Consider the following 22451-nt stretch of genomic DNA (forward strand, 5'->3'; position numbering starts at 1 on the left):
GGTGATAATTTGCTGGCTATGAGCGACTTCGCGCGTGGCGCCTGCGGACCCGTGCGGGTCGTCTGGGACGACGCCCTGACGTCGTACGACTTCGGGCCGCACCATCCGCTCGCGCCGGTTCGGGTCGAGCTGACCATGGCGCTGGCGCGGGAGCTGGGCGTGCTCGACGCGGTCGAGGTGGTGCCCTGCACACCGGCCACCGACGACGACCTGGCGAGCGTGCACAAGCGCGACTACATCGAGGCGGTCAAGCGGGTCTCGGAGAAGGGGCGGCCCGACGTGCGGGCCGGTCTCGGGACCAGCGACAACCCCGCGTTCGCGGGGGTTCACGAGGCGTCCGCGCTGATCGCGGGGGCCACGCTGGAGGCGGTGAAGCAGGTCCACCAGGGCGGTGCGATGCACGCCCTCAACGTCGCCGGGGGGCTCCACCACGCCATGCCCGCGACGGCCAGCGGCTTCTGCGTCTACAACGACCCGGCGGTGGCCATCGCCTGGCTGCTCGCCCAGGGGGTCGAGAAGGTCGCCTACGTCGACGTCGACGTCCACCACGGCGACGGTGTGCAGGCCATGTTCCTCGACGACCCCCGGGTGCTGACGATCAGCCTCCACGAGTCGCCCCGCACCCTGTTCCCCGGCACCGGCTTCGCCGAGGAGACCGGGGCCGAGGGCACCGCCGTGAACGTGGCGCTCCCGGCCGGCTGTGGCGACGCGGGCTGGCTGCGCGCCTTCCACGCGGTGGTGCCGCCGCTGCTGCGCGAGTTCGCGCCCGACTTCCTGGTCACCCAGCACGGCTGCGACTCTCACGCGCTCGACCCCCTGGCCCATCTCATGCTGTCTCTGGACGGCCAGCGGGCGGCGTACCGAGAGCTTCACAAGCTGGCCCACGAGACGGCCGGTGGGCGGTGGCTCGCCACCGGCGGCGGGGGGTACGAGCTCGTCCAGGTGGTGCCGAGGGCCTGGACCCACCTGATCGCCGAGGCGGCGGGCGCTCCCGTCGATCCCGGCACCGCCACCCCCGAGGCGTGGCGCGACTACGTCAGGGAGCGGACCGGCGACCTGCCGCCGCTCACGATGACCGACGGCCGCACCCCCGAATATCGGCCCATCTCGGAGGGTTACGACCCGGCCGATCCGATCGACCGCGCGATTATGGCCACCCGGAACGCGGTCTTCCCCTACCACGGTCTGGATCCCCTGCCATGACATCAGGCATGACGCGCGAAGAGCTCATCGACCACCTCGTCCGCACCCGCATCGCCGGTGACGTGGCCACCAGCCGCGAGAACAACCTCGACCACTACCGGTCGCTCGCGGTGCGTGACCCCCACTACATGTTCGGGCTGACCTTCGAGGGCGCCTGGGCCTACCGCGACGTGCTCGACCTGATGGCCAAATCGGCGGGCGTGGTGGCCGATCCGTCCCACCGGTCGGGCCAGGACACGATCGATCCCGAGCGGACGCTGACGGCTCTGGAGGCGATGGGCGACCGGATCGCGGCGGCCCTCCGGCGGCCGAACCCGAAGATGATCATCGCGACGGGCCACCCGACGGGGCTGATGGTCGTTCACATGGCTATCGCTCGTTTCGTCGTGACTCAGGGGGCGACTCTTCTTACTCCCGCGGAAGGGTGGACCTACCTTCCCGGTTCCTTCGGCCGTCGCCGCGCGATCCGCTACATCGACGACGTCGCGCTCCTCGACGACGGCGGTGCCCTTGTGCACACGCACGACTCCGCTCCGATGCGGAAGATGCTCGAGGAGCAGAGACCGGATTTCGTCATCGCCGACCACGGGTGGGCGGGCGCGGCCGGGGAGGCCGGCGTCGAGACGGTCGGGTTCGCCGACTGCAACGATCCGGCCCTTTTCGTGGGAGAAGCCGAGGGGAAGATCGCGGTGACGGTCCCGCTGGATGACAACGTGCTGCCCAGGTATTACGGACCGTTGACCGACCACCTGCTCCGGCGGGTCGCCGCAGGCCTTTAAGGGCGTCCCATTTGTGGGTTTTCGCGCCCGCTTTTGCACTGGTGTGTCGACCGGTTGCCAACTTTTTGGTGATCCTGGGCGACTCTAATGTGAGAGAAGTTGGTCCGTTCCAAGATCAAGGCGAGGGGCACGGTCCGGCTGCTGGCCAGCGTTTTTCGTGGTTTCGTGGGCACGCTTCCCAGAAGGCTGATGAAATGGGGGGTTTGCCTCTGAGAAGTCCCGACTTACGCTGACAGCAGTACACGTGCGTGAGCAATGGCACCAGTGGGGATAACCCGGATACACGTGCGGAAGAGGCGTCCGATGGGTGCAGGCGAAAGACCTCTCAGCGAGGTGAAGTTCCTGACGGTGGCAGAAGTGGCCACCGTCATGCGGGTGTCCAAGATGACGGTGTACCGGCTCGTGCACTCGGGCGAGTTGCCGGCCATCAGGGTAGGCCGGTCCTTCAGAGTGCCCGAACAGGCGGTGCACGACTATCTGAGGGACGCTTTCATCGAGGCTGGATGAAGTTGACCACTAGCGACTAGCAACACCAAGGGCCACGCGGGTCCCCCCGGGGGAACGATCAACCGTGGATCGCCGGTAGGCTGTTGTGCCGGTGTGCGCTCGCGCACCGGTACGACTGCAACCTTCACCTGGGGGTCCCGTGGGCTCTGTGATCAAGAAGCGCCGTAAGCGCATGGCCAAGAAGAAGCACCGCAAGCTGCTCAAGAAGACCCGCATCCAGCGGCGTAACAAGAAGTAGCCACCCGCGGTCCCTGCGAGGAAGAGTCCATGAGTCCCGTGACCCGGACGATCCTGGTCACCGGGATATCCCGACACATCGGCGCTCGTCTGGCGAGCGTCCTCGCAGCCGACCCGGCGGTCAGCCGGGTCATCGGAGTAGACACGGTGCCGCCGGCTTCACCGACGCGTGATGGCGGCGCCCAACTCAGTCCTCTGGACCGGGTTGAGTTCGTCCGCGTCGACCTGCGCAGTCCCGACATCGCCCAGGTCATCGCGGCGGCCGACATCGACACGGTCGTCCACATGAGCCTGATGAGCGGGCCGGCCCGCAGTCGCTCGGCGATGAAAGAGCACAACGTCATCGGCACGATGCAGCTGCTCGCCGCCTGCCAGCGCTCGGAGACGGTGCGCCGGGTCGTCGTGCGCTCCACCACCGCCGTCTACGGCTCCTCGCCCACCGATCCCGCCGTCTTCACCGAGGACAGCGAACCGGTGGAGGTCCCCCACACCGGCTATGGCAAGGACGCCTCCGAGGTCGAGGGTTACGTCCGCGGCTACGCCCGGCGGCGGCCCGACGTGGTGACGACGACTCTGCGGTTCGCGAACTTCATCGGACCCAGAGTCGACTCCCCGCTGACGCGTTACTTCCTGTCGCCGATCCTGCCGACCGTGCTGGGCTTCGATCCCCGGCTCCAGTTCGTCCACGAGGACGACGGGGTCGAGCTGCTCCGGCGGGTCGCGCTCGACGATCATCCAGGTGTCTTCAACGTCGCAGGCGAGGGCGTGCTGCTGCTCTCCCAGTGCCTGCGGCGGGCCGGGCGGCTCTGGCTGCCGGTCCCGGCGCCGGCCTTCCGCTTCCTCGGCGAGGGCGCCCGCGCGCTCGGCCGGATGGACTTCACCCCCGACCAGCTCGCCCTCATGAGCCACGGCCGGGTGGTCGACTCGTCGAAGGTGACCCACGAGCTCGGCTGGGCCCCCAAGTTCACGACGGCGTCGGCGTTCGACGACTTCCTGCAGACCAGAGGCGGTCGATGAACGCCGAGGAGGCCCTCACCTTCGCCGCCCGGCGCCTGTCCGGCCGCTACGAGGTCGACGAGTTCGGCTACGACGCCGAGCTCACCGACAAGGTCGTGCTCGAACTGTTGCGCCCGCTCTACCGCCACTGGTTCCGCGTCGAGACCGTCGGCCTCCACCACCTGCCGCCCGACGGCGCCCTCGTGGTCGCCAACCACTCGGGCACGGTCCCGGTCGACGCCCTGATGCTCCAGGTCGCCCTCCACGACGAGGCCGGCCGGGCGATCCGGCTGCTCGGCGCCGACCTCGTCCACCGGCTGCCGGTGCTGGGCCACCTGTCCCGCAAGACCGGCCACACCCTGGCCTGCAAGGAGGACGCCGACCGGCTGCTGCGCAAGGGCGAGCTCGTCGGGGTCTTCCCCGAGGGCTTCAAGGGCATCGGCAAGCCGTGGGACCAGCGATACAGGCTCCAGCGCTTCGGCCGGGGCGGCTTCGTCGCCTCGGCGATCAGGGCCGGGGTGCCGATCGTGCCGTGCTCGATCGTCGGCGCCGAGGAGATCTATCCGAAGCTCGGCGACCTGCCGGTACTGGCCCGGCTGCTCGGCCTGCCCTATCTGCCGATCACGCCGCTGTTCCCGTGGTTCGGGCCGCTCGGGCTGGTGCCGCTGCCGTCGAAGTGGCTGATCGAGTTCGGCGAGCCGATCAGGGCCGACGAGATCGACCCCGAAGAGGCCGACGACCCGATGGTCGTGTTCGAGCTCACCGACCAGGTGCGGGAGACGATCCAGCGCTCGCTCAACGCCCTGCGCCTGCGGCGCGGACCGGCGTTCTTCCTCTAGCCCTTCTTGTAGAGGCGGCGCAGCCGGTAGAGACGCCGCAGCGCGACGCCCGCGGCCACCCCGCCCGCCACCGCGCCGGCCGTGGCCGCGATGGGCAGGCCGATCATGGTCGCCTTGCGGGTGGTCCGGAAGTCGCGCACCTGCCAGCCCCGCTGCCGCGCGTGTTCGCGCAGCTCGGTGTCGGGGTTGATGGCGTAGGGATGGCCGACCAGCGACAGCATGGGCAGGTCGTTGGCCGAGTCGCTGTAGGCCGAGCAGCGGGTCAGGTCGAGCCCTTCGCGCCGGGCCAGCGCCCTGACGGCCTCCGCCTTGGCCGGGCCGTGCAGTAAATCGCCGACCAGATGGCCGGTGTAGGCGCCGTCCCTGGTCTCGGAGACGGTGCCGAGGGCGCCGGTCAGGCCGAGGCGGCGGGCGATCACGTGGGCGAGCTCGACCGGGGTCGCGGTGACCAGCCAGACCCGCTGACCGGCGTCGAGGTGGGCCTGGGCCAGCGCGCGGGTGCCCGACCAGATGCGGTCGGCCATCACCTCGTCGTAGATCTCCTCGCCGAGCAGGACGACCTCGTCGACCTTCAGCCCGGCCACGAACGCCAGCGCCATCTCCTTGGCCTTGGCGACGTGGTCGGGGTTCTCGTTGCCGCGGACCCGGAACATCGTCTGGCCCACGGCGAACTTGACCAGGTCGCCGGTGGTGAACAGGCCGCGCGCCGCCAGGCCCCGCGCGAAGTGGTAGATCGAGGCTCCGCGGACCATCGTGTTGTCGACGTCGAAGAATGCGGCGGCGGTCGGATCGGGCTCGGCGCTCGGGGCCGGAAGCGCGGCCGCGGCCGCCACCTCGCCCGCGAGTTCCGCCGCTTCCCGCCGTTTCAGTAGCCGCTTCATAGCCTCCGAGCTTAACCGCTGGGGTTCCGTCGGCCGGTTGCCCGCGCGTGAACAGCGCTAGTTGCCGGCCGCCCCGGCGTACCCGGAGATGAGGGAGAGGTACTGGTTGGCGATCTCGCGGTTCTCGGCGCCGAGCTTCGGCACCATCTTCTCCACGACCTTCTTCTGCTCCCGGGCGAACCTGCGGACCTTCGCGGGCGGTTTGGTGGGCTGTTTCACCCGCTCCAGCGCGGCCCGCGTGGTCGACTCCATGTCCTCCAGGGTCTGCCCGAGCAGTTCCTCGCTGTCGGGCGTGGCGGCCTTGAGTAGCTCCGCCGCCTCGGAGGCGCGCGAGCGGGCCACCGTCATCTGCCGGTCGGTCCGCTCGGCGTCGCTCGTGGTGAGCGTCAGCAGGGTCGACTCGGCCGCCCGCTTCAGCGGATAGAGCAGCTCACCGGGGACCGTCGAGTAGGTCACCACGGCCACCGACACGGTCGCCGCGACCATGCCGCCGAGCGCCAGCCACGGGCGCAGCCGCACCAGGAGGGGGATCCGCCGGATGCGCGGCCGTGCGTGGGCCGGGCCCGGACGCCGCGGCGCGGCGCGTTCCTCCTGGTGTGTACGGAGTAACTCGGCCCTCAGGCCCTCGCGGAACTCGGCCCGGGGGCCGGAGTCGGCAGGGTGGTCGTGGAACTGGCCCAGCTCGTCCAGCCGGGCGGTGACGCGTGCGGCACGCCGGGCACGCGAATGACCCCACCACCCCATCGCCAGAGCTCCCGCTCGAAGATCCACCCACCCCTGCGAATGGACCAACGACGCTACGTCGGAGGGGTTACGGGGTGTGTCTCAACTGAGATCTTTCGGGAGGGACCTGGCCAGCGCTTTGATCGCGCGGAACTGGAGGGCCTTGATCGCGCCGCTCTTCTTGCCCATCGCGGCGGCGGTCTCGGCGAGCGACATCCCGTACAGGAAACGCATGATCACGCACTCCTGCTGTTCCGGGCCGAGCTGCTGGACGGCCCGCATGACGTGCTCGTTCACCATGTTGGTGATCGCGGCGTTCTCGGGGATGTGGAGGCCGTCGAGCGGGGTGTCGAGGACCTCGGCGGTGGAGACCTCAAGGCGGCTGCGGCTCGACTTGAAGTGGTCGGTGATGAGGTTGCGGGCGATCGTCACGAGCCAGGCGCCGAAGTCGCGGCCCTGCCAGGTGAAGTCGGAGATGTTGCGCAGGGCGCGCAGGAAGGTGTCGCTCGTCAGGTCCTCGGCGAGGGGGTGGGAGCCCACGCGGAAGTAGACGTACCGGTAGACGAGGTCGACGTACCGGTCGTAAAGCTGCCCGAACGCCTCGGTGTCGCCCGTCTTGGCGCGCAGCACGAGGGTGCGCATCTCGTCGAACTCGGGCGAGACCGCCTCGGGTGGGGACTGCAACGCTCCAGCGGTGACCGCGGGGGCCAGCCCGGCTAACGACCAACTGTTCAGCATCCGGATATCCCATGGGAGAGGGGAAGTCGGCGTGCTCGCCACTCTAGAAATCTCCCATAAATTACACAATGAGGGCTGTCTCTGTAATCCCTTCCGTAACGGACGCTTGTGACGAGCTTCGCTGGCTGGGCGTGGGGACAGGGACAGGCCATAGAGTTGGTCCGTCATGGAACTCGTTGTCGCAGTCATCGCGTTCGCGGGGGCGATCCTCGCCGCGGTCACCACAGGCGTCCTGGTCGGGCGGATCCGTGAGGAGTCCTCCGGCTGGCTGCTGGCGTGGGCGGTCACCACGGTCGCGGTGTGCCTCGGGCTCGGTGCGACCGCCATCGGGACCCTCCTCGGGTTCGGTCCGCTGACCTTCCGGGTGTTCCAGATCGGCGGCGCGCTGCTCGCGCCGTTGTGGCTGGCGGGCGGACTGATCCAGTTGCTCGCGGAGTCGCGTTCCGCCCGGCTCGGCGGCTGGCTGCTGACCGGCGGCCTCAGCTTCGTGGGCCTGGTCATCATGGCCCTCGACCCGGTGCTGAGCGGCTTCAACAAGACGCTGCCGATCGGCTCCACCCACTGGGACATCTGGCCCGAGTGGCTGCTGCGCGGCGTCCACGGCCTCGACCTCGTGATCCTGTTCGTCGCGCTGATCGTGGCGCTGGTGCGGATGCGGTCGGGCGACGACTACGACGCCGACAACATGAACGCCACCGTCGTGCTGGCCCCGATCGGCATGGCAGTGATCGGCTCGCTGCTCTTCCTGGTGCCGGGCATCTTCGTCGTGGCGCTGCTGACCGCCGTCCCCGGCGGTGTCTGGTACGCCGTCACCCGCCCCCTCGCCCCTTATGACGACGAGGAGGAACCGGCCGCGGCCCCCCTGCAGCAGGGCCCGCCCAGCGGCCCGATGCCGGTGCAGCCGCAGCAGCCGATGTGGCAGGAGCAGAGCCTCGGCCGCCGGGTGGCCGGGATGCCGCCGCCCCAGCCGCCCCTGGCCAATCCCATGACAGGCCCGATGTCCGGTCCCATGCCCACCCCGATGGCGAGCCCCATGGGCAGCCCGATGGGCAGTCCTCCGATGCCCTCGACCGGGCCGCAGCCGGTGATCCCGCCCGGCGCCACCCGGTCCGGGCTCGGCGACCTGGTGGCCGAATACCGGGCCGGCGAACAGCAGGGCGGTTTCGACTACGGCGCCCGCATGCAGCCCCCGCCGCCCCAGCCGCCGAAACCGCCCGACTTCGGCGGTCCCGCGACCGGCACGCTCATGGCGGCCGACTCCTACAACCCCCAGGCGAACGACTACGGCATGCCGGTGCCGCCCCCGACGGCCTCCACCGAGTTCTCGATGCCGAACACCGGCGTGCTCTACCCCGGCCAGGTGCAGGCCCAGATGCCGCAGGTCCCGGCCCCCTCCGCCGCGACGGGTTCGGTCAGGCCCTCGCCCACCATCTACGGCGTGCTCACCGTCTTCACCCTGATGGACGGCGCCGGCGACGCCTTCGACAAGCTGGCCGAGGAGACCGTCGAGCAGGTGCTCCGCAACGAGCCCGACACGCTGCTGTTCGTCAGCCACGGCGTGAAGTCGGCCCCGCTCCAGCGGCTGGTCTACGAGCTCTACCGCGACCAGACGGCCTACAACGACCACCAGCGGCAGTCCCACATGGAGCGGTTCGCCACCGAGCGTCAGCCGTTGGTGCTGGCCACGAATGTGATCGAACTCACGGTCAACGCCGCCAAGGTCGTTCCGCTGCCGACCACGTTCACGTTGTGAGGGCCGCGCGCAGCCGGTTCTCGTCGACCCGCCAATAGTCGTGCTGCACGCCGTCGACCAGGGTGACCGGGATCATCTCCCAGTATTTCTCCAGGTCAGCGGGGTCTTGGGTGATGTCGCGCTCGTCCCACTCGACGCCGAGTTCGGCCGCGACGCGGGTGATGACCGCGCGGGCGTCGTCACACAGGTGGCAGCCGGGTTTGCCGAGCAGGGTGATGCGGTGGGCCATGTGCCTACCGTAAGGGCCGGATTCGTACCCGGGACCCACCCCTGACACCCTGGGAGAGAGCACGACAACGGGGTCGCTCGACTTTGTGCATCACTTCACAAAGGCACTAACCTGGAAGACGGCCCCGAAACCGATTCCCCCTCAGGAGTGCCGGCCTGTGATCCGCCGAATCCCGCAACAACCGCGTGACCGCGGCATCCCCGACGCGACCGTCGCCCGGCTGCCGCTCTACCTGCGCGCGTTGAACGGTTTGGCCGAGCGGGCCGTGGCCACGGTCAGTTCCGAGGATCTCGCGGTCGCGGCGGGGGTCAATTCCGCCAAACTGCGCAAAGATCTGTCGCATCTGGGATCTTATGGAACACGGGGCGTCGGCTACGACGTTCAGTACCTCATCTACCAGATCTCCCGAGAGCTCGGCCTGACGCAGGACTGGGCGGTCGCGATCGTCGGGGTCGGCAACCTCGGCCGGGCCCTCGCCAACTACGGCGGGTTCGTCTCCCGGGGGTTCCGGGTGGCCGGGCTGCTCGACGCCGACCCGGAGGTCGTGGGCGACCACATCGCGGGTCTCGTCGTGGAGCACAGCGACGAGCTGGAATCGGTGATCGCCAAGCGGGGGGTGTCGATCGTGGTCATCGCGACTCCGGCGACCGCCGCCCAGGCGGTCTGCGACCGGGTCATCGCGTCCGGAGTGACGAGTATCTTGAACTTCGCCCCCGTCGTGCTCACCGTCCCTGCGGGCGTCGACGTCCGCAAGGTCGATCTGTCCATCGAACTGCAGATCCTCGCGTTCCACGAGCAGCGCAAGGTGAATGGGGGGCCCGTGATGGGCGAGGAATGGGCGGGGGAGGTCTCATGAGCCTGCTGATCGTGGGGCTGAGCCACCGGAGCGCACCCGTCTCGGTGCTCGAGACGGTGACGATCTCCGGCGACGCCCTGGTCAAACTCCTCCACGACGTGCGGCAGGACGCCCACGTCGCCGAGGCGATGGTGGTGTCGACCTGCAACCGGGTCGAGGTCTACGCCGAGGTCGACCGGTTCCACGGCGGGGTGTCGGCGATCACCAGGCTGCTCGACCGCCACGCGGGGGCCGACCTGGCTCCCCATCTGTACGTCCACTACGAGGACCAGGCCGTCCACCACCTGATGTCGGTGGCCTCCGGGCTCGACTCCATGGTGGTCGGCGAGGGCCAGATCCTCGGCCAGATCCGGGCCGCGCTGCGGCTGGCCCAGCAGGAGAACGCGGTCGGCTCGATCCTCAACGAGCTGGTCCAGCACGCCCTGCGGGTCGGCAAGCGCTCCCACAGCGAGACCGGCATCGACCGCGCGGGCGCCTCCCTCATCGGCGTCGGCATCACCCTGGCCGAGACCGTGCTCGGGCCCATCGAGGGCCGCCGGGCGCTGGTCGTCGGCGCGGGCTCGATGAGCGCGCTCACTGCCGCGACCCTCGCGCGCGCGGGTGTGACCGAGATCGTCATCGCCAACCGGACCTTCGAGCGGGCCGAGCGGCTCGCCGAGACCGTGGGCGGCCGGGCCGTCCCCCTGTCGGAGATCGCGACCGAGCTCGCCACCGCCGACCTGGTCGTCACCTGCGTCGGCGCGGGCAGCCGCGTGATCACCCCCGAGATGATCCCCGCCCGGCGGGACCGGCTGTTCCTGCTCGACCTCGCGCTGCCCCACGACGTCGACACCGCCGTCCGGGCGCTGCCGCAGGTCACCCTGGTCGACCTCGAGGACATGCAGCAGTCTGGCGTCGGCTTCGACGGCGGCCGGGCCGCCGACATCGCGGCGGTGCGCCGGATCGTGGCCGACGAGGTCACCGCTTATCTCAACTCCGCCCGCGCGGCCAAGGTGACGCCTACTGTGGTGGCGCTGCGCAGCCGCGCGGCCCAGGTGGTCGAGTCTGAGCTCGGCCGGCTCCACTCCCGCATGCCCGACCTCGACGAGCGCCAGCGGGACGAAGTGGCACAGGCGGTCCGGCGGGTGGTGGACAAACTGCTCCACGAGCCGACTGTGCGTGTCAAGCAGCTCGCCGCGTCCCCGGCAGGCGATCATTATGCCGAGGCGCTGCGCGAGCTGTTCAACCTGGACCCGAAGGCGCCCGACGCCGTTTCCCGGATGGAGATCGAGCAGTGAACCTGAGGCTGGGCACCCGCAAGAGCCTGATGGCGACCACGCAGTCGCAGCAGGTGGCGGACCGGCTGACCGAGCTCACCGGCCGCGCCGTCGACCTCGTCGGGATCACCACTTTCGGCGACGTCACCAAGGCCCAGCTCGCCCAGCTCGGCGGGACCGGCGTCTTCGTCAGCGAGCTGCGCGAGGCGCTGGCCGCCGACGAGATCGACTTCGCCGTCCACTCGCTCAAGGACCTGCCGACCACGCCCGACCCGCGGCTCACGCTGGCCGCGATCCCGCGCCGCGACGACCCGCGCGACGCCCTGGTCGGCCCGCTGAAGCTCGCCGACCTGGCCCGCGGGGCCCGCGTCGGCACCGGCTCGCCGCGCCGCATCGCCCAGCTCAGGCTGCTGCGCGCCGATCTCGACTACGTCCCGATCCGCGGCAACGCCGACACCCGGATCGGTAAGGTGACCTCCGGTGAGATGGACGGCGTCGTGCTGGCCGCCGCCGGTCTGGCCCGCCTCAGGCGCGACGACGAGATCGCCAACTTCTTCGACACCGACGAGATGCTGCCGGCCCCCGGCCAGGGCGCTCTCGCGGTGGAGTGCCGGGCCGACCGGCCCGAGCTGATCAAGCTTCTGAGCACGCTCGACGACGCGCGCACCCGCGACGCCGTCACCGCCGAGCGTGCCGTCCTCGCCGCGCTGGAGGCGGGCTGCTCCGCCCCCGTCGGCGCCTACGCCGTCGACGACGGCCACACGCTCACCCTGACCGCCACCGTGGTGTCCATCGACGGCACCGCGGCGGTGCGCAAGTCCACCACCGGACCCCGCTCCTCGGCCATGGAACTCGGGCGAGAGCTCGCGGCCACCATGATCGCGGAGGGGGCCGGGCAATTGATGGGAGAGCAGGCCCATTGACCGCATCAGAGCATCACGAGACCGGCATCGGGGGCTTCGTCGCCTTCGTGGGCGCCGGTCCCGGTGACGAGAACCTGCTGACACTCCGGGGCGCCGACCTGTTGTCCAAGGCCGACATCGTCGTCGTCGACCGGGAGTCGTACGGCCCGTTGCTGCGGCACTGCCGGGCGTCGGTCGACGTGCGTGACGTCGTGGCCGAACCCGGCGCGCTGGCCGGCGCGGTGGGGGAGGCCAAGGCCGGGAAGCTGGTCGTCCGGGTGTGCCCGGGTGATCCGGCGTTCTTCTCCTCGGTGTCCGAGGAGGTCGCGGCCTGCGCCCAGGGCGAGGTCGACTTCGAGATCGTGCCCGGCGTGCCGCCGGCGACGGCGGTGCTGACCTACGCGGGCATCCCGCCGGCGTCGTCCGGGCCGGAGTTCCGGATCGTCGACGCGGGCCAGGTCGACGACTGGTCGAAGCACGCCTCGGTCGACGGCACGCTGGTGATCTACAACGGGGTGGCCGAGGCGCCCGCGATCGGCAAGGCGCTGATCGCAGGTGGCCTGCCCGACTACACCCCGGTCGCGGTGACCAGCGACGGCACCACCACCGAGCAGTACACCGTGGTCTCCTCGCTGGGCCGTCTCGGCCCCGACCTGAAGCACGCCGGGATGACCGAGCCCGCGCTCATCGTGGTCGGCGACGCCGTGGGGCAGCGCGAGAAGCACTCGTGGTTCGAGACCAAGCCGCTGTTCGGGTGGCGGGTGCTCGTGCCCCGGACGAAGGAACAGGCCGCGGGCCTGTCCGAGCAGCTGCGCAGCTACGGCGCGGTGCCCGAAGAGGTGCCGACGATCTCCGTCGAACCGCCGCGCACTCCGCAGCAGATGGACCGCGCCATCAAGGGCCTGGTCACCGGACGCTACGAGTGGGTGGCCTTCACCAGCGCCAACGCGGTGAAGGCGGTCAAGGAGAAGTTCGACGAATACGGCCTCGACGCCCGCGCCTTCGCCGGGCTGAAGGTCGCCGCCGTCGGCGACGCGACCGCCAGGGCCCTGGTCGACTTCGGCGTCAGGCCCGACCTGATGCCGACCGGCGAGCAGTCGTCGGAGGGCCTGCTCGAAGAGTGGCCGCCCTACGACTCGATGCTCGACCCGATCAACCGGGTGCTGCTCCCGAGGGCCGACATCGCCACCGACACGCTGGTCGCGGGCCTGACCGAGCTCGGCTGGGAGTGCGACGACGTGACGGCCTACCGGACCGTCCGGGCCGCCCCGCCGCCCGAGGAGATCCGCAACGCCATCAAGACCGGCGGCTTCGACGCGGTCCTGTTCACCTCGTCCTCGACGGTGCGCAACCTCGTCGGCATCGCGGGCAAGCCCCACAACGTCACGGTGATCGCGGTCATCGGGCCGCAGACCGCCAAGACGGCCGAGGAGTTCAACCTGCGGGTCGACGTGATGGCCGACAAGCCCTCGGCTTCCGCACTGGCCGCCGCACTGGCGGAGTATGGTGCCAAGCAGCGCCAGGCGGCCGTCTCCGCCGGCGAGATCCCGCGCCGCCCCTCGCAGACTCGAAGGGGTGCGCGACGACGTCCCAAGTGACCCCCACGAAGGTGGTTTTCGCATGAGTGCCGAGTTCCCGGTCGCCCGCCCGCGACGGCTGCGCCGGACCGCTCCGCTGCGCCGGATGGTGGCCGGGACCCGGCTCCACCCGGCTGAGCTGATCCTGCCGATGTTCGTCAAGGAGGGCATCGCCGAGCCGGCTCCGGTGGGGTCGATGCCCGGTGTCGTCCAGCACACCCGTGAGAGCCTGCGCAAGGCCGCCCACGAGGCGGCCGGGGCGGGCGTCGGCGGCGTCATCCTGTTCGGCATCCCGGCGGTCAAGGACGGCCGGGGCTCGGGCGCCGACGACCCCGAGGGCATCGTCCAGCTGGCTCTGGCCGACCTCAAAAGCGAGGTCGGCGACGACCTGGTGATCATGGCCGACACCTGCCTCGACGAGTACACCGACCACGGTCACTGCGGCATCCTGACCGAGGCGGGCGAGGTCGACAACGACCTGACCCTGGAGCGCTACGCCGCCGCCGCGGTCGCCCAGGCCCGCGCCGGCGCCCAGGTGATCGCGCCCAGCGGCATGATGGACGGCCAGGTCGGCGCGATCCGCGCGGCCCTCGACGCCGATGGCCACGCCGAGATCCCGATCCTGGGCTACTCGGTCAAGTACGCCTCCGCGTTCTACGGCCCCTTCCGCGAGGCCGCCGAATGCGCCCCCCAGTTCGGCGACCGCAGCGCCTACCAGCAGGACCCGGCCGGCCCGATCGGCGAGGCCATGCGCGAGATCAGGCTCGACCTGGCCGAGGGCGCCGACGCCGTCATGGTCAAGCCCGCCCTGGCCTACCTCGACGTCATCCACCAGGTCAGGGAGCTGGTGGACGTCCCGGTGGCCGCCTACCAGGTGTCGGGGGAGTACGCCATGGTCGAGGCCGCCGCCGCCAACGGCTGGATCGACCGCGACCGCGTGATCATGGAGTCGCTGATCGCGATCCGCCGCGCGGGAGCCGACCTGATCCTCACCTACTGGGCGACCGAAGTAGCGCGCAGACTGGCTTGAGGAAGGGTTTTCGAGGGGTCGCCCTGCGAAGATCCTGACTGTCCGGGCATTATCGGGGGCAACAGCCCGTTTTTTCTCTGTGGGGGAGGAACAGCATCAGATGGTCGGGGTCCCGCTCGCTCGCCGTTCGAAACGCCGCGCGCACCGAATACCGCACCGGCTCGAAGCGGTAGTCGACTACGCCCGGCTGGGCTGGGCGAGCTGTCTGGGGGCACATCCGCTGCGCGAGGGGCAGCGGGCGTGCTCATGTGATCGTGTGGGCTGTCCCGACCCGGGCGCCCACCCGCTGTCGCCCGCCTGGCGCATGCAGGCCACGACCGACACGGCCCAGCTCACCCGCTGGTGGGGGCAGGAACCAGAGGCCAACGTGGTCCTGCCCACCGGACGCGTCTTCGACGTGTTCGACGTGCCGGCGGAGATCGGAATGTCCGCCCTCACCTCGCTGGAGTCCTCGCTGGAGTCCTCAGGCCCGGTCGCCGTCAACGGCGGCCGGGTTCTTTTCTTCGTGGCCACGCGCGGCAACCCCGAGGACGAGGACGAGTGGTGGACGTCGTCGATCGACCACGCTCCGGAGACGATCGAGTCGAATCCGGGACTGCGCTGGCACTGCCGTGACTCCTACGTCCTGGCGCCGCCGTCGTCGCTGGTCGGCGGGGGGTCGGTGAAGTGGCTGAGGCCGCCTGACGGGCGTCCGCTGCCCGATCCGCTGCGCGTGCTGGACGTGCTCGCCGACTAGTCTCAGTGGGCGTGAGTCGTACCGACAATTCAGCGGCCCTGTTCGCGCGGGCCAAGGAGATCGTCCCTGGCGGGGTCAACTCGCCGGTCCGGGCGTTCGGCGCCGTGGGCGGCACGCCCCGCTTCATGGCGTCCGGCCAGGGCCCCTACATCACCGACGTCGACGGGAACACCTACGTCGACCTGGTCTGCTCGTGGGGGCCGATGATCCTGGGCCACCGTCACCCGGCGGTGGTGGAGGCCGTCACGAACGCGATGTCCGGCGGCTTCTCCTACGGCACGGCGACCGAGGGCGAGGTGCTGCTGGCCGAGGAGATCGTCTCCCGGGTGGCGCCGGTGGAGAAGGTGCGCCTGGTCAGTTCGGGCACCGAGGCCACGATGAGCGCGGTCCGGCTGGCCCGGGGGTTCACCGGCCGCTCGAAGATCGTCAAGTTCGCCGGCTGCTACCACGGCCACGTCGACGCCCTGCTGGCCTCGGCGGGCTCGGGCGTGGTGACCTTCGGCCTGCCCGACACCCCGGGCGTGACCGGCGCGGCGGCGGCCGACACGCTGGTGCTGCCCTACAACGACCTGGCGGCGGTCGAGGAGGCGTTCACCCTCCACGAGATCGCCGCCGTGATCACCGAGGCGTGCCCGGCCAACATGGGCGTGGTGCCTCCGGCGGGCGGCTTCAACCGTCGGCTGAAGGAGCTCTGCGCGGCCAACGGCGCGCTGCTCATCGTCGACGAGGTGCTCACCGGCTTCCGCGTCTCGGCCGCGGGCTGGTACGGCCTCGACCCGGTCGACGCCGATCTGATGACGTTCGGCAAGGTCATGGGTGGCGGTCTGCCCGCCGCCGCGTTCGGCGGACGGGCCGACGTGATGGCCCGGCTGGCCCCGGAGGGCCCGGTTTACCAGGCGGGCACCCTGTCGGGTAACCCGCTGGCCTGCGCGGCCGGGCTGGCGACGCTGCGCGCGTGTGACTCCGACGTCTACGCGCGGATCGACGCCGCCGCCCTGGCCGTGGGTGACGCCACATCCGATGCGCTCGCGGCTGAGGGGGTCCCCCATCGGCTGCAGCGGGCCGGGAATCTGTTCTCGATCTTCTTCACCGACGAGCCGGTGAGCGACTTCGCGTCGGCGAAGACCCAGAACACGGCCGCGTTCACCGCGTTCTTCCACGCGATGCTCGACCAGGGCGTCTATCTTCCCCCGTCGGCCTTCGAGGCCTGGTTCCTGTCGTCCTCCCATGACGACGGGGCTGTCTCGAAGGTCGTCGATGCTCTTCCGATCGCGGCCAAGGCCGCGGCTCAAGCTGGTTAGGCGCTGCGACCGCGGTTCTTGGCGCGCGACTGGCGGGCGTTGGTGGCGAGGGTCTCCAGGTAGGAGACGCGGGCGACGGTGGAGTGCTTCGTGAAGAGGTTGTTGATGATTCGCATGTCTTTATGATGCAACCACTTAACAGTTGAGGACAAGCGAGATTTTCTTGGGTGGACGCTTTAGACTGACTACATGTTGGACTTGCACCGGCTGAAGGCCCTCCACGCGGTCGCCACCTACGGCTCCGTGGGCGCGGCGGCCGAAGCGCTGATGGTGACCCCGTCGGCGATCTCGCAACAGCTCGCCAAGCTGGAGAAGGAGACCGGCGCGGTGCTGGTCGAGCGCAACGGCCGCGGCGTCAAGCTGACCGACGCGGCCGGGCTGCTCGCCGAACACGCCGAGAGGATCCTCGCGCTGGTCGAGACGGCCGAGGCCGACTTCGAGGCGCTGCGCGGCGCGGTGGTCGGGCGGCTGTCGATCGCGGCCTTCCCGACGGCCGCGCGCGGGATCTTCCCCGAGGCGCTGAGGCTGCTCAACGAACAGCATCCCGACCTCGGCATGCTCTTCTGGGAGCGCGAGCCCGAACGCCAGCTCCGCGAGGTCGCCCGGGGCGAGATCGACCTGGCCGTGGTGCAGGACTGGCTGAACCGCCCGATGGCGATCCCCGACGGCCTGTCGCGCCACGTGCTGCTCGACGACGTGGCCGACATCGCCGTGCCGGCCGACCACCCGCTGGCCGACCGGAAGGAGATCTCGCTGTCGGAGCTGCCCGACGACCGCTGGATCACCTCGGTGCCGGGCACGGTCTGCCACGACTTCCTGCTGTTCCTGGTGCGGTCGGCGGGCAAGGAGCCCGACATCGTCTGCATGGCCGACGAATATCCGACCCAGCTCGCCCTGGTCGCGGGCGGCCACGGCCACGCGCTGATCCCCAGGCTGGGCCGGGGCACGCTGCCCGAGGGGGTGCGGGCGATCCCGATCCTGCCCCGTCCGACCCGGCGCATCTACGCCCTGTGGCGGACCGACGCGGCCCGCCGCCCGGCCATCCGCGCCGCCGTCGACGCCCTGCGGACCGTCTGCGCCCAACTGGAGACCACGCTTCGGCTGGCCTGACGCCGTCTCGTCATGTCGTCCGAGTAGGCTGGCGCCACCATGACTGAGACGACCATCGTTCACCTCTTGCGCCATGGTGAGGTGTACAACCCGACCGGGGTCCTCTACGGCAGGCTGCCCGGCTTCCACCTGTCGGACAACGGCCGGGCGATGGCCGACATGGCGGCGAAGTCCCTCGCCAACCGCGACATCGTGACCCTCTGGAGCTCGCCGATGGAGCGCGCCCAGGAGACCGCCGCGCCCGCGGCCGAAGTGCTGAAGCTGCCGGTCTCCGTCGACGTCCGGCTGACCGAGGCCATGAACGTCTTCGAGGGCAAGAAGGTGGCCAACGACAACCGCGCCTTCTTCCGCGACCCCCGCAACTTCTGGCACTTCCGCGACCCCCGCCGACCGTCGTGGGGCGAGGCCTACCGCGACGTCGTGGCCCGCATGAAGTCGGTGATCGACGACGCCCGCGCCGAGTCGCGGGGCCACGAGGCGCTGCTGGTCTCCCACCAGCTGCCGATCTGGATCATCCGGCTGGCCACCGAGAGCAAGCGCCTGTGGCACGACCCGCGCCGCCGCCAGTGCAGCCTGGCCAGCCTGACGACGTTCACCTTCGACGGCGACCGCCTGATCAGCGTGGGCTACAGCGAGCCGGCCGCGGCCCTGCTCAAGGGCGTTTGAGGGACCGTTTGGGGGACCACGGCGATGCCCCGGTAGGCTGGACGCTCTACCGGTTGTAGTTCAAGGAGATCTCCTCCATGTCCCCCTTCTCGCGTGCCGTCGTCGCCGTGCTGTCGGTGCTGCTGCTGGCAGGATGCGCCGGAAACGTCGGGGGCTCGGGGCAGCCGGAGTCCGACGACACCCGCTTCGTCGCCGGTGACGGCAAGGTGCAGATCTTCGAGCCCGGCGACCGCAAGCCCGCGCCCGCCGTCGAGGGCAGGACCCTCGAAGGCGCGCAGACCGCGATGGCCAAGGGCAAGGTCACCGTGATCAACTTCTGGGCCTCGTGGTGCGCGCCGTGCCGGGCCGAGGGTCCGACGCTCAAGGACGTCGCCGCCCGCACCAAGGCCGACGGCGTCGAGTTCCTCGGCATCAACTTCAAGGACCAGCAGGCCGCCGCCACCGCCTACGACACGCAGCTCGCGCCGGGCTACCCGAGCATCCACGACCAGGCGGGCAAGGTCCTGCTCGGTTTCTCCGGCACGGTGCCGCCCGCCGCCATCCCCTCCACGCTCATCATCGACAAAGAGGGCAGGATCGCGGCCCGCGCCCTGGGCGCGGTGAAATACCAGGCGCTGCTCGACGCCGTGACCAAGGTCTCCAGTGAATCTCGCTGACACCGTCGCCTCGGGCTCGCTGCTGGTCGCCCTGCCGATCGCGCTGCTCGCCGGCCTGGTGTCGTTCCTGTCGCCCTGCGTGCTGCCGCTGGTGCCGGGCTATCTGTCCTACGTGACCGGCATGAGCGCCGACCCCCGCCGGGGGCGGCTGGTGCTGGGCTCCCTGCTGTTCGTGCTCGGGTTCGCCCTGGTGTTCGTGCTGGGCGGGGCGCTGTTCGGCGGGCTCGGGGCGGTGATGCTCGGCAACGCCGAGGTGATCACCCGGGTGCTGGGCGTCGTCACCGTCGTGCTCGGGCTGGCCTTCATCGGGATCATCCCGGGGCTGCAGCGCGACTTCCGCATCCACAAGCTGCCCGCCGCCGGGCTCGCCGGGGCGCCGCTGCTGGGTATCGTGTTCGGGCTCGGCTGGACGCCGTGCATCGGCCCCACGCTGGCCGTCGTGCTGACCCTGTCGGTCGACCAGGGGAGCGCGGCCAGAGGGGCGCTGCTCGCGTTCGGCTACGCCCTCGGGCTCGGGCTGCCGTTCGTGGTGGCCGGGCTCGCCTACCGCAAGGCGCTCCACACGTTCCGGGCGGTGCGCCGACACACCCTGCTCATCACGCGGATCGGAGGAGCCATGCTGGTCGCCGTCGGGCTGCTGCTGGTCACCGGTCTGTGGGGCGAGCTCATCGCCGGTCTCCAGACCTGGGCCGGCGGATTCGAGCCGGTGATATGACGCTGACCGAAGAGAAGACGACCGACAAGCGCCCGGCGGGGCTGGGCGTGGTCGGCTGGCTGCGCTGGGGCTGGCGGGTGCTCACCTCGATGCGCACCGCCCTCATCCTGCTGTTCCTGCTGGCGCTGGCCTCCGTGCCGGGGTCGCTGTTCCCGCAGACCGGGGTCGATCCGGGCGCGGTGGCGCGCTACTTCGAGAACGACCCCGTCAAGGCCGAGTGGCTCGACCGGTTCTGGCTGTTCGACGTCTTCACCTCGCCCTGGTTCGCGGCCGTCTACCTGCTGCTGTTCCTGTCGCTGGTCGGGTGTGTGCTGCCGCGCATGGGCGTGCACCTGAAGGAGATCCGGCGCACGCCGCCGCCCGCGCCGCGCAACCTCACCCGGCTGCCGCACCACGCCGACATCGGGGGCGACCTGGCCTCCGCCGAGGCCTACCTGCGGTCGAAGCGCTGGCGGGTGGCGACCGGCGACGGCTGGGTGTCGGCCGAGAAGGGCCACCTGCGCGAGACCGGCAACCTGCTCTTCCACATCGCGCTGCTGGTCCTGCTGGTCGCGGTCGGCGCGGGCGGGCTGTTCGGCTACCGGGGCAACGTGCTCGTGGTCGAGGGCGACGGGTTCTCCAACACCGTGGCCGCCTACGACCGCTACCTGCCCGGGTCGCAGGTGTCGCCCGAGGACCTCCAGCCCTTCTCGTTCACGCTGAAGGACTTCCAGGCGACCTACATCGGGCCCGGCCACGAGAAGCAGGGCCAGCCGCTCGACTACTACGCCAAGCTCGCCGTGCAGGACTCGCCGGGCGCGCCCGAGCGCGAGTTCACCCTGCGGGTCAACGAGCCGCTCGACGTCGACGGCGCGCTGACCTACCTGATCGGCCACGGCTACGCCCCCACGTTCAGGATCACCGGTGGCGACGGCAAGGTCGCCTTCGAGGGCGCGGTGCCGTGCCTGGTGAACAACACCTCGACCTACGAGTCCCAGTGCGTCATCAAGGTGCCCGACGCCGCCCCCGAGCAGCTCGCCTTCCTCGGCCGGTTCCTGCCCTCGACGGTTCCCGACGGCGAGGAATGGCTGTCGGTCTTCCCGGGCGCGGCCAACCCGACCGTGCAGATCTGGCCGTTCAAGGGCGACCTGGGTCTCGACGCGGGAACCCCCCAGTCGGTGTACGACCTGGGCGCGCACAAGAACCTCAAGCCCCTCGGCCAGATGACCGCCTCGCCCAAGCCGCTGGCCGTCGGCGAGTCCATCGACCTGCCCGAAGGCGCCGGAAAGATCGAATACACCGGCGTCAAGGAATGGATCACCCTCCAGACCACCTACGACCCGGGCCGTTTCCCGGCCCTGATCGCCTCCGGCGCCGCGATCCTCGGCCTGCTGCTCTCCCTCCAGATCCGCCGCCGCCGTGTGTGGGTGCGCGTAAGGGACGGAGGGGTCACGGTGGGAGGATTGACCCGCACCGAGGGCGGTGACTTCGGCGAGGAGTTCGCCGAGCTGACCGAAGCCCTGGAACAGCACGCTCGCCCAGCAGAGGTGAAGGATGTCCCCTGAAAGCTTGGCCACGTTGAGCGACCAGCTCGTGCTGGCCGCCATTCTCCTCTATCTGGCCGGGATGATCGGCTACGCGCTGGAGCTGGCCTTCGGCCGCGTCGCCGAGACGGTCGCCGAACGGAGACTCGTCGCGGTCGGCGCCTCCCATGAGGAGCCGGAGCCGGCGCCGGAGCCTCCGGCCGCACCCGCGCCCTGGGCGCTCCAGGCGGGCGCCATCGGCACCGTGGCCATGTGGCTCGGGTGGGCGGCCAACCTCGGCGCCACACTCACGCGCGGTCTGGCGACCGACCGGTGGCCCTGGGGCAACATGTACGAGTTCGTCGTCGCCATGCTGCTCGCGGCGGTGACGGTGTTCCTGCTGCTCCAGCTCCGCTATCCGGTCAGGTTTCTCGGCGCGTTCGTCGGCGTGGTCGGCGCGATCGGCCTCGGCTTCGCGGCCCGCGTCCTCTACACCCAGGCCGGCCCGGTCGTGCCCGCGCTCGACTCCTACTGGGTGGCCATCCACGTCACCGCCGCCGTCGCGGCCAGCGGCCTGTTCATCGTCGGCGGGGTCGCCGCGGCGCTGTTCCTGATCCGGGGGGACGGCCCGTCGCGGCTGCCGGCGCGCGCCGACCTCGAACGGGTCGCCCACCGCGTCATCGTCATCGCGTTCCCCATCTGGACCTTCGCCGTCATCTCGGGCGCGCTGTGGGCCGACAAGGCGTGGGGCCGTTACTGGGGCTGGGACCCGAAGGAGGTCTGGGCGTTCATCACGTGGGTGGCCTACGCCGCCTATCTGCACGCCCGCGCCACCGCCGGCTGGAAGGGCAAGGCCGCGATGATCGTCTCGCTGATCGCGTTCGCCTGTCTGATGTTCAACCTGGTCGGGGTGAACATCTTCATCGGCGGCCTGCACTCCTATGCCGACGTGAGCAAGTAACTAGTCTTCCTCGCGCAGCTTGCGTTCGAGGCTGCGCAGGAAGTCGGGGTCGTCGTCGGGACCCCTCGGCGCCTCGGGGGGCGGTGAGGGGAGAAGGTTCTGCCCGGGGGTGATCGGCTCGGGCACCGGTCGCCCGGCGAGCAGCCACAACACTCCGCCCATCGCCGGAATCATCACGACCAGCACCCACGCGGCCTTGGGGAGGGTCCGCACGATCTCGGGGGGAGTGGTGATGACGTCGAAGAGGCAGTAGAGCCAGAAGGCCAGCAGCGCCAGCCCGACAACCACGTTCGCCATT

Annotated in this window: 25 protein-coding genes; 20 read left to right on the forward strand and 5 right to left on the reverse strand. The window is 70.4% G+C overall.

Features of this window, described 5'->3' with window-relative positions:
• Positions 1 to 18 precede the first annotated feature (18 nt).
• From AW270_RS35205 to AW270_RS35225, 6 genes are all read left to right on the forward strand, one after another.
• Positions 19 to 1203 carry an acetoin utilization protein AcuC gene (locus tag AW270_RS35205; protein ID WP_061300466.1) on the forward strand — a complete coding sequence of 395 codons (1185 nt, stop codon included), beginning with the start codon at positions 19 to 21 and terminating at the stop codon, positions 1201 to 1203.
• A gap of 8 nt (positions 1204 to 1211) precedes the next feature.
• Entirely contained in the window at positions 1212 to 1982 is a 771-nt protein-coding gene (locus tag AW270_RS35210; RefSeq protein WP_082802091.1) for a phosphatase, read from the forward strand.
• A 303-nt stretch (positions 1983 to 2285) separates the two neighbouring features.
• Complete coding sequence (locus AW270_RS35215) at positions 2286 to 2489, forward strand: helix-turn-helix domain-containing protein (protein ID WP_030456159.1); 204 nt, start codon at positions 2286 to 2288, stop codon at positions 2487 to 2489.
• Between the two features lie 139 nt (positions 2490 to 2628).
• Entirely contained in the window at positions 2629 to 2727 is a 99-nt protein-coding gene (locus tag AW270_RS38245) for a 30S ribosomal protein bS22 (RefSeq protein WP_018654693.1), read from the forward strand.
• Between the two features lie 29 nt (positions 2728 to 2756).
• Positions 2757 to 3743 carry an NAD-dependent epimerase/dehydratase family protein gene (locus AW270_RS35220; protein ID WP_369409017.1) on the forward strand — a complete coding sequence of 329 codons (987 nt, stop codon included), beginning with the start codon at positions 2757 to 2759 and terminating at the stop codon, positions 3741 to 3743.
• On the forward strand, positions 3740 to 4561 hold the full coding sequence (locus AW270_RS35225) for a lysophospholipid acyltransferase family protein (protein ID WP_061300469.1): 822 nt from the start codon (positions 3740 to 3742) through the stop codon (positions 4559 to 4561). Before AW270_RS35220 ends, AW270_RS35225 begins: the two co-directional genes overlap by 4 nt.
• Here AW270_RS35225 and AW270_RS35230 read toward each other — a convergent pair.
• The 3 genes from AW270_RS35230 to AW270_RS35240 form a co-directional block, all read right to left on the reverse strand.
• Positions 4558 to 5442: an HAD family hydrolase gene (locus tag AW270_RS35230; protein ID WP_061300470.1), complete on the reverse strand. Its 885-nt coding sequence runs from the start codon at positions 5440 to 5442 to the stop codon at positions 4558 to 4560. The two genes, AW270_RS35225 and AW270_RS35230, sit on opposite strands and share 4 nt — an antisense overlap.
• Positions 5443 to 5499: 57 nt before the next feature.
• Complete coding sequence (locus AW270_RS35235; RefSeq protein ID WP_061300471.1) at positions 5500 to 6186, reverse strand: DUF5667 domain-containing protein; 687 nt, start codon at positions 6184 to 6186, stop codon at positions 5500 to 5502.
• An 81-nt stretch (positions 6187 to 6267) separates the two neighbouring features.
• Positions 6268 to 6903, reverse strand: a complete 636-nt coding sequence (locus AW270_RS35240) for a sigma-70 family RNA polymerase sigma factor (protein WP_061300472.1) — start codon at positions 6901 to 6903, stop codon at positions 6268 to 6270.
• Positions 6904 to 7069: 166 nt separating this feature from the next.
• Here AW270_RS35240 and AW270_RS35245 point away from each other — a divergent pair, with 166 nt between their 5' ends.
• Positions 7070 to 8656 (forward strand): putative quinol monooxygenase, encoded by a 1587-nt coding sequence (locus AW270_RS35245; protein WP_061300473.1) that lies wholly within the window; start codon positions 7070 to 7072, stop codon positions 8654 to 8656.
• Here the strand turns inward: AW270_RS35245 and AW270_RS35250 are convergent.
• Positions 8646 to 8885 carry a glutaredoxin family protein gene (locus tag AW270_RS35250; protein WP_061300474.1) on the reverse strand — a complete coding sequence of 80 codons (240 nt, stop codon included), beginning with the start codon at positions 8883 to 8885 and terminating at the stop codon, positions 8646 to 8648. The genes AW270_RS35245 and AW270_RS35250 overlap by 11 nt on opposite strands.
• Before the next feature lie 157 nt (positions 8886 to 9042).
• Between AW270_RS35250 and AW270_RS35255 the strand changes: the two genes are divergently transcribed.
• From AW270_RS35255 to ccsA, 13 genes are all read left to right on the forward strand, one after another.
• The gene (locus AW270_RS35255) at positions 9043 to 9741 is read left to right on the forward strand and encodes a redox-sensing transcriptional repressor Rex (RefSeq protein WP_174549915.1); all 699 of its coding nucleotides are present in this window, start codon (positions 9043 to 9045) and stop codon (positions 9739 to 9741) included.
• The gene (locus AW270_RS35260; RefSeq protein ID WP_061300475.1) at positions 9738 to 11018 is read left to right on the forward strand and encodes a glutamyl-tRNA reductase; all 1281 of its coding nucleotides are present in this window, start codon (positions 9738 to 9740) and stop codon (positions 11016 to 11018) included. Before AW270_RS35255 ends, AW270_RS35260 begins: the two co-directional genes overlap by 4 nt.
• Positions 11015 to 11920 (forward strand): hydroxymethylbilane synthase, encoded by a 906-nt coding sequence (gene hemC, locus AW270_RS35265; protein ID WP_275477797.1) that lies wholly within the window; start codon positions 11015 to 11017, stop codon positions 11918 to 11920. Before AW270_RS35260 ends, hemC begins: the two co-directional genes overlap by 4 nt.
• Positions 11917 to 13497: a bifunctional uroporphyrinogen-III C-methyltransferase/uroporphyrinogen-III synthase gene (locus AW270_RS35270; RefSeq protein ID WP_061300476.1), complete on the forward strand. Its 1581-nt coding sequence runs from the start codon at positions 11917 to 11919 to the stop codon at positions 13495 to 13497. Before hemC ends, AW270_RS35270 begins: the two co-directional genes overlap by 4 nt.
• A 22-nt stretch (positions 13498 to 13519) precedes the next feature.
• Positions 13520 to 14506: a porphobilinogen synthase gene (gene hemB / locus AW270_RS35275; RefSeq protein WP_061300477.1), complete on the forward strand. Its 987-nt coding sequence runs from the start codon at positions 13520 to 13522 to the stop codon at positions 14504 to 14506.
• Positions 14507 to 14606: 100 nt separating this feature from the next.
• On the forward strand, positions 14607 to 15242 hold the full coding sequence (locus tag AW270_RS35280; RefSeq protein WP_061300478.1) for a bifunctional DNA primase/polymerase: 636 nt from the start codon (positions 14607 to 14609) through the stop codon (positions 15240 to 15242).
• An 11-nt stretch (positions 15243 to 15253) separates the two neighbouring features.
• Positions 15254 to 16543, forward strand: coding sequence for a glutamate-1-semialdehyde 2,1-aminomutase (gene hemL, locus AW270_RS35285; protein WP_061300479.1), 1290 nt, complete (start codon positions 15254 to 15256; stop codon positions 16541 to 16543).
• 189 nt (positions 16544 to 16732) lie between these two features.
• Complete coding sequence (locus AW270_RS35290; protein WP_061300480.1) at positions 16733 to 17653, forward strand: LysR family transcriptional regulator; 921 nt, start codon at positions 16733 to 16735, stop codon at positions 17651 to 17653.
• A gap of 39 nt (positions 17654 to 17692) precedes the next feature.
• Entirely contained in the window at positions 17693 to 18319 is a 627-nt protein-coding gene (locus tag AW270_RS35295) for a histidine phosphatase family protein (RefSeq protein ID WP_061300481.1), read from the forward strand.
• A 77-nt stretch (positions 18320 to 18396) separates the two neighbouring features.
• The gene (locus tag AW270_RS35300; protein ID WP_061300482.1) at positions 18397 to 18975 is read left to right on the forward strand and encodes a TlpA family protein disulfide reductase; all 579 of its coding nucleotides are present in this window, start codon (positions 18397 to 18399) and stop codon (positions 18973 to 18975) included.
• Entirely contained in the window at positions 18962 to 19690 is a 729-nt protein-coding gene (locus AW270_RS35305) for a cytochrome c biogenesis CcdA family protein (RefSeq protein ID WP_061300483.1), read from the forward strand. The genes AW270_RS35300 and AW270_RS35305 overlap by 14 nt, the downstream gene beginning before the upstream one ends.
• Positions 19687 to 21234 carry a cytochrome c biogenesis protein ResB gene (gene resB, locus AW270_RS35310; RefSeq protein WP_061300484.1) on the forward strand — a complete coding sequence of 516 codons (1548 nt, stop codon included), beginning with the start codon at positions 19687 to 19689 and terminating at the stop codon, positions 21232 to 21234. The genes AW270_RS35305 and resB overlap by 4 nt, the downstream gene beginning before the upstream one ends.
• A complete protein-coding gene (gene ccsA, locus AW270_RS35315; RefSeq protein WP_061300485.1) occupies positions 21224 to 22153 on the forward strand; it encodes a cytochrome c biogenesis protein CcsA in 930 nt (309 codons plus the stop codon). The genes resB and ccsA overlap by 11 nt, the downstream gene beginning before the upstream one ends.
• Here ccsA and AW270_RS35320 read toward each other — a convergent pair whose 3' ends face one another.
• The gene (locus tag AW270_RS35320) at positions 22154 to 22450 is read right to left on the reverse strand and encodes a PLDc N-terminal domain-containing protein (RefSeq protein ID WP_061300486.1); all 297 of its coding nucleotides are present in this window, start codon (positions 22448 to 22450) and stop codon (positions 22154 to 22156) included.
• Between the last annotated feature and the right edge of the window lies 1 nt (position 22451).

Origin of the sequence: Herbidospora cretacea (assembly GCF_001570605.1) — a bacterium.
Lineage (GTDB): Bacteria > Actinomycetota > Actinomycetes > Streptosporangiales > Streptosporangiaceae > Herbidospora > Herbidospora cretacea.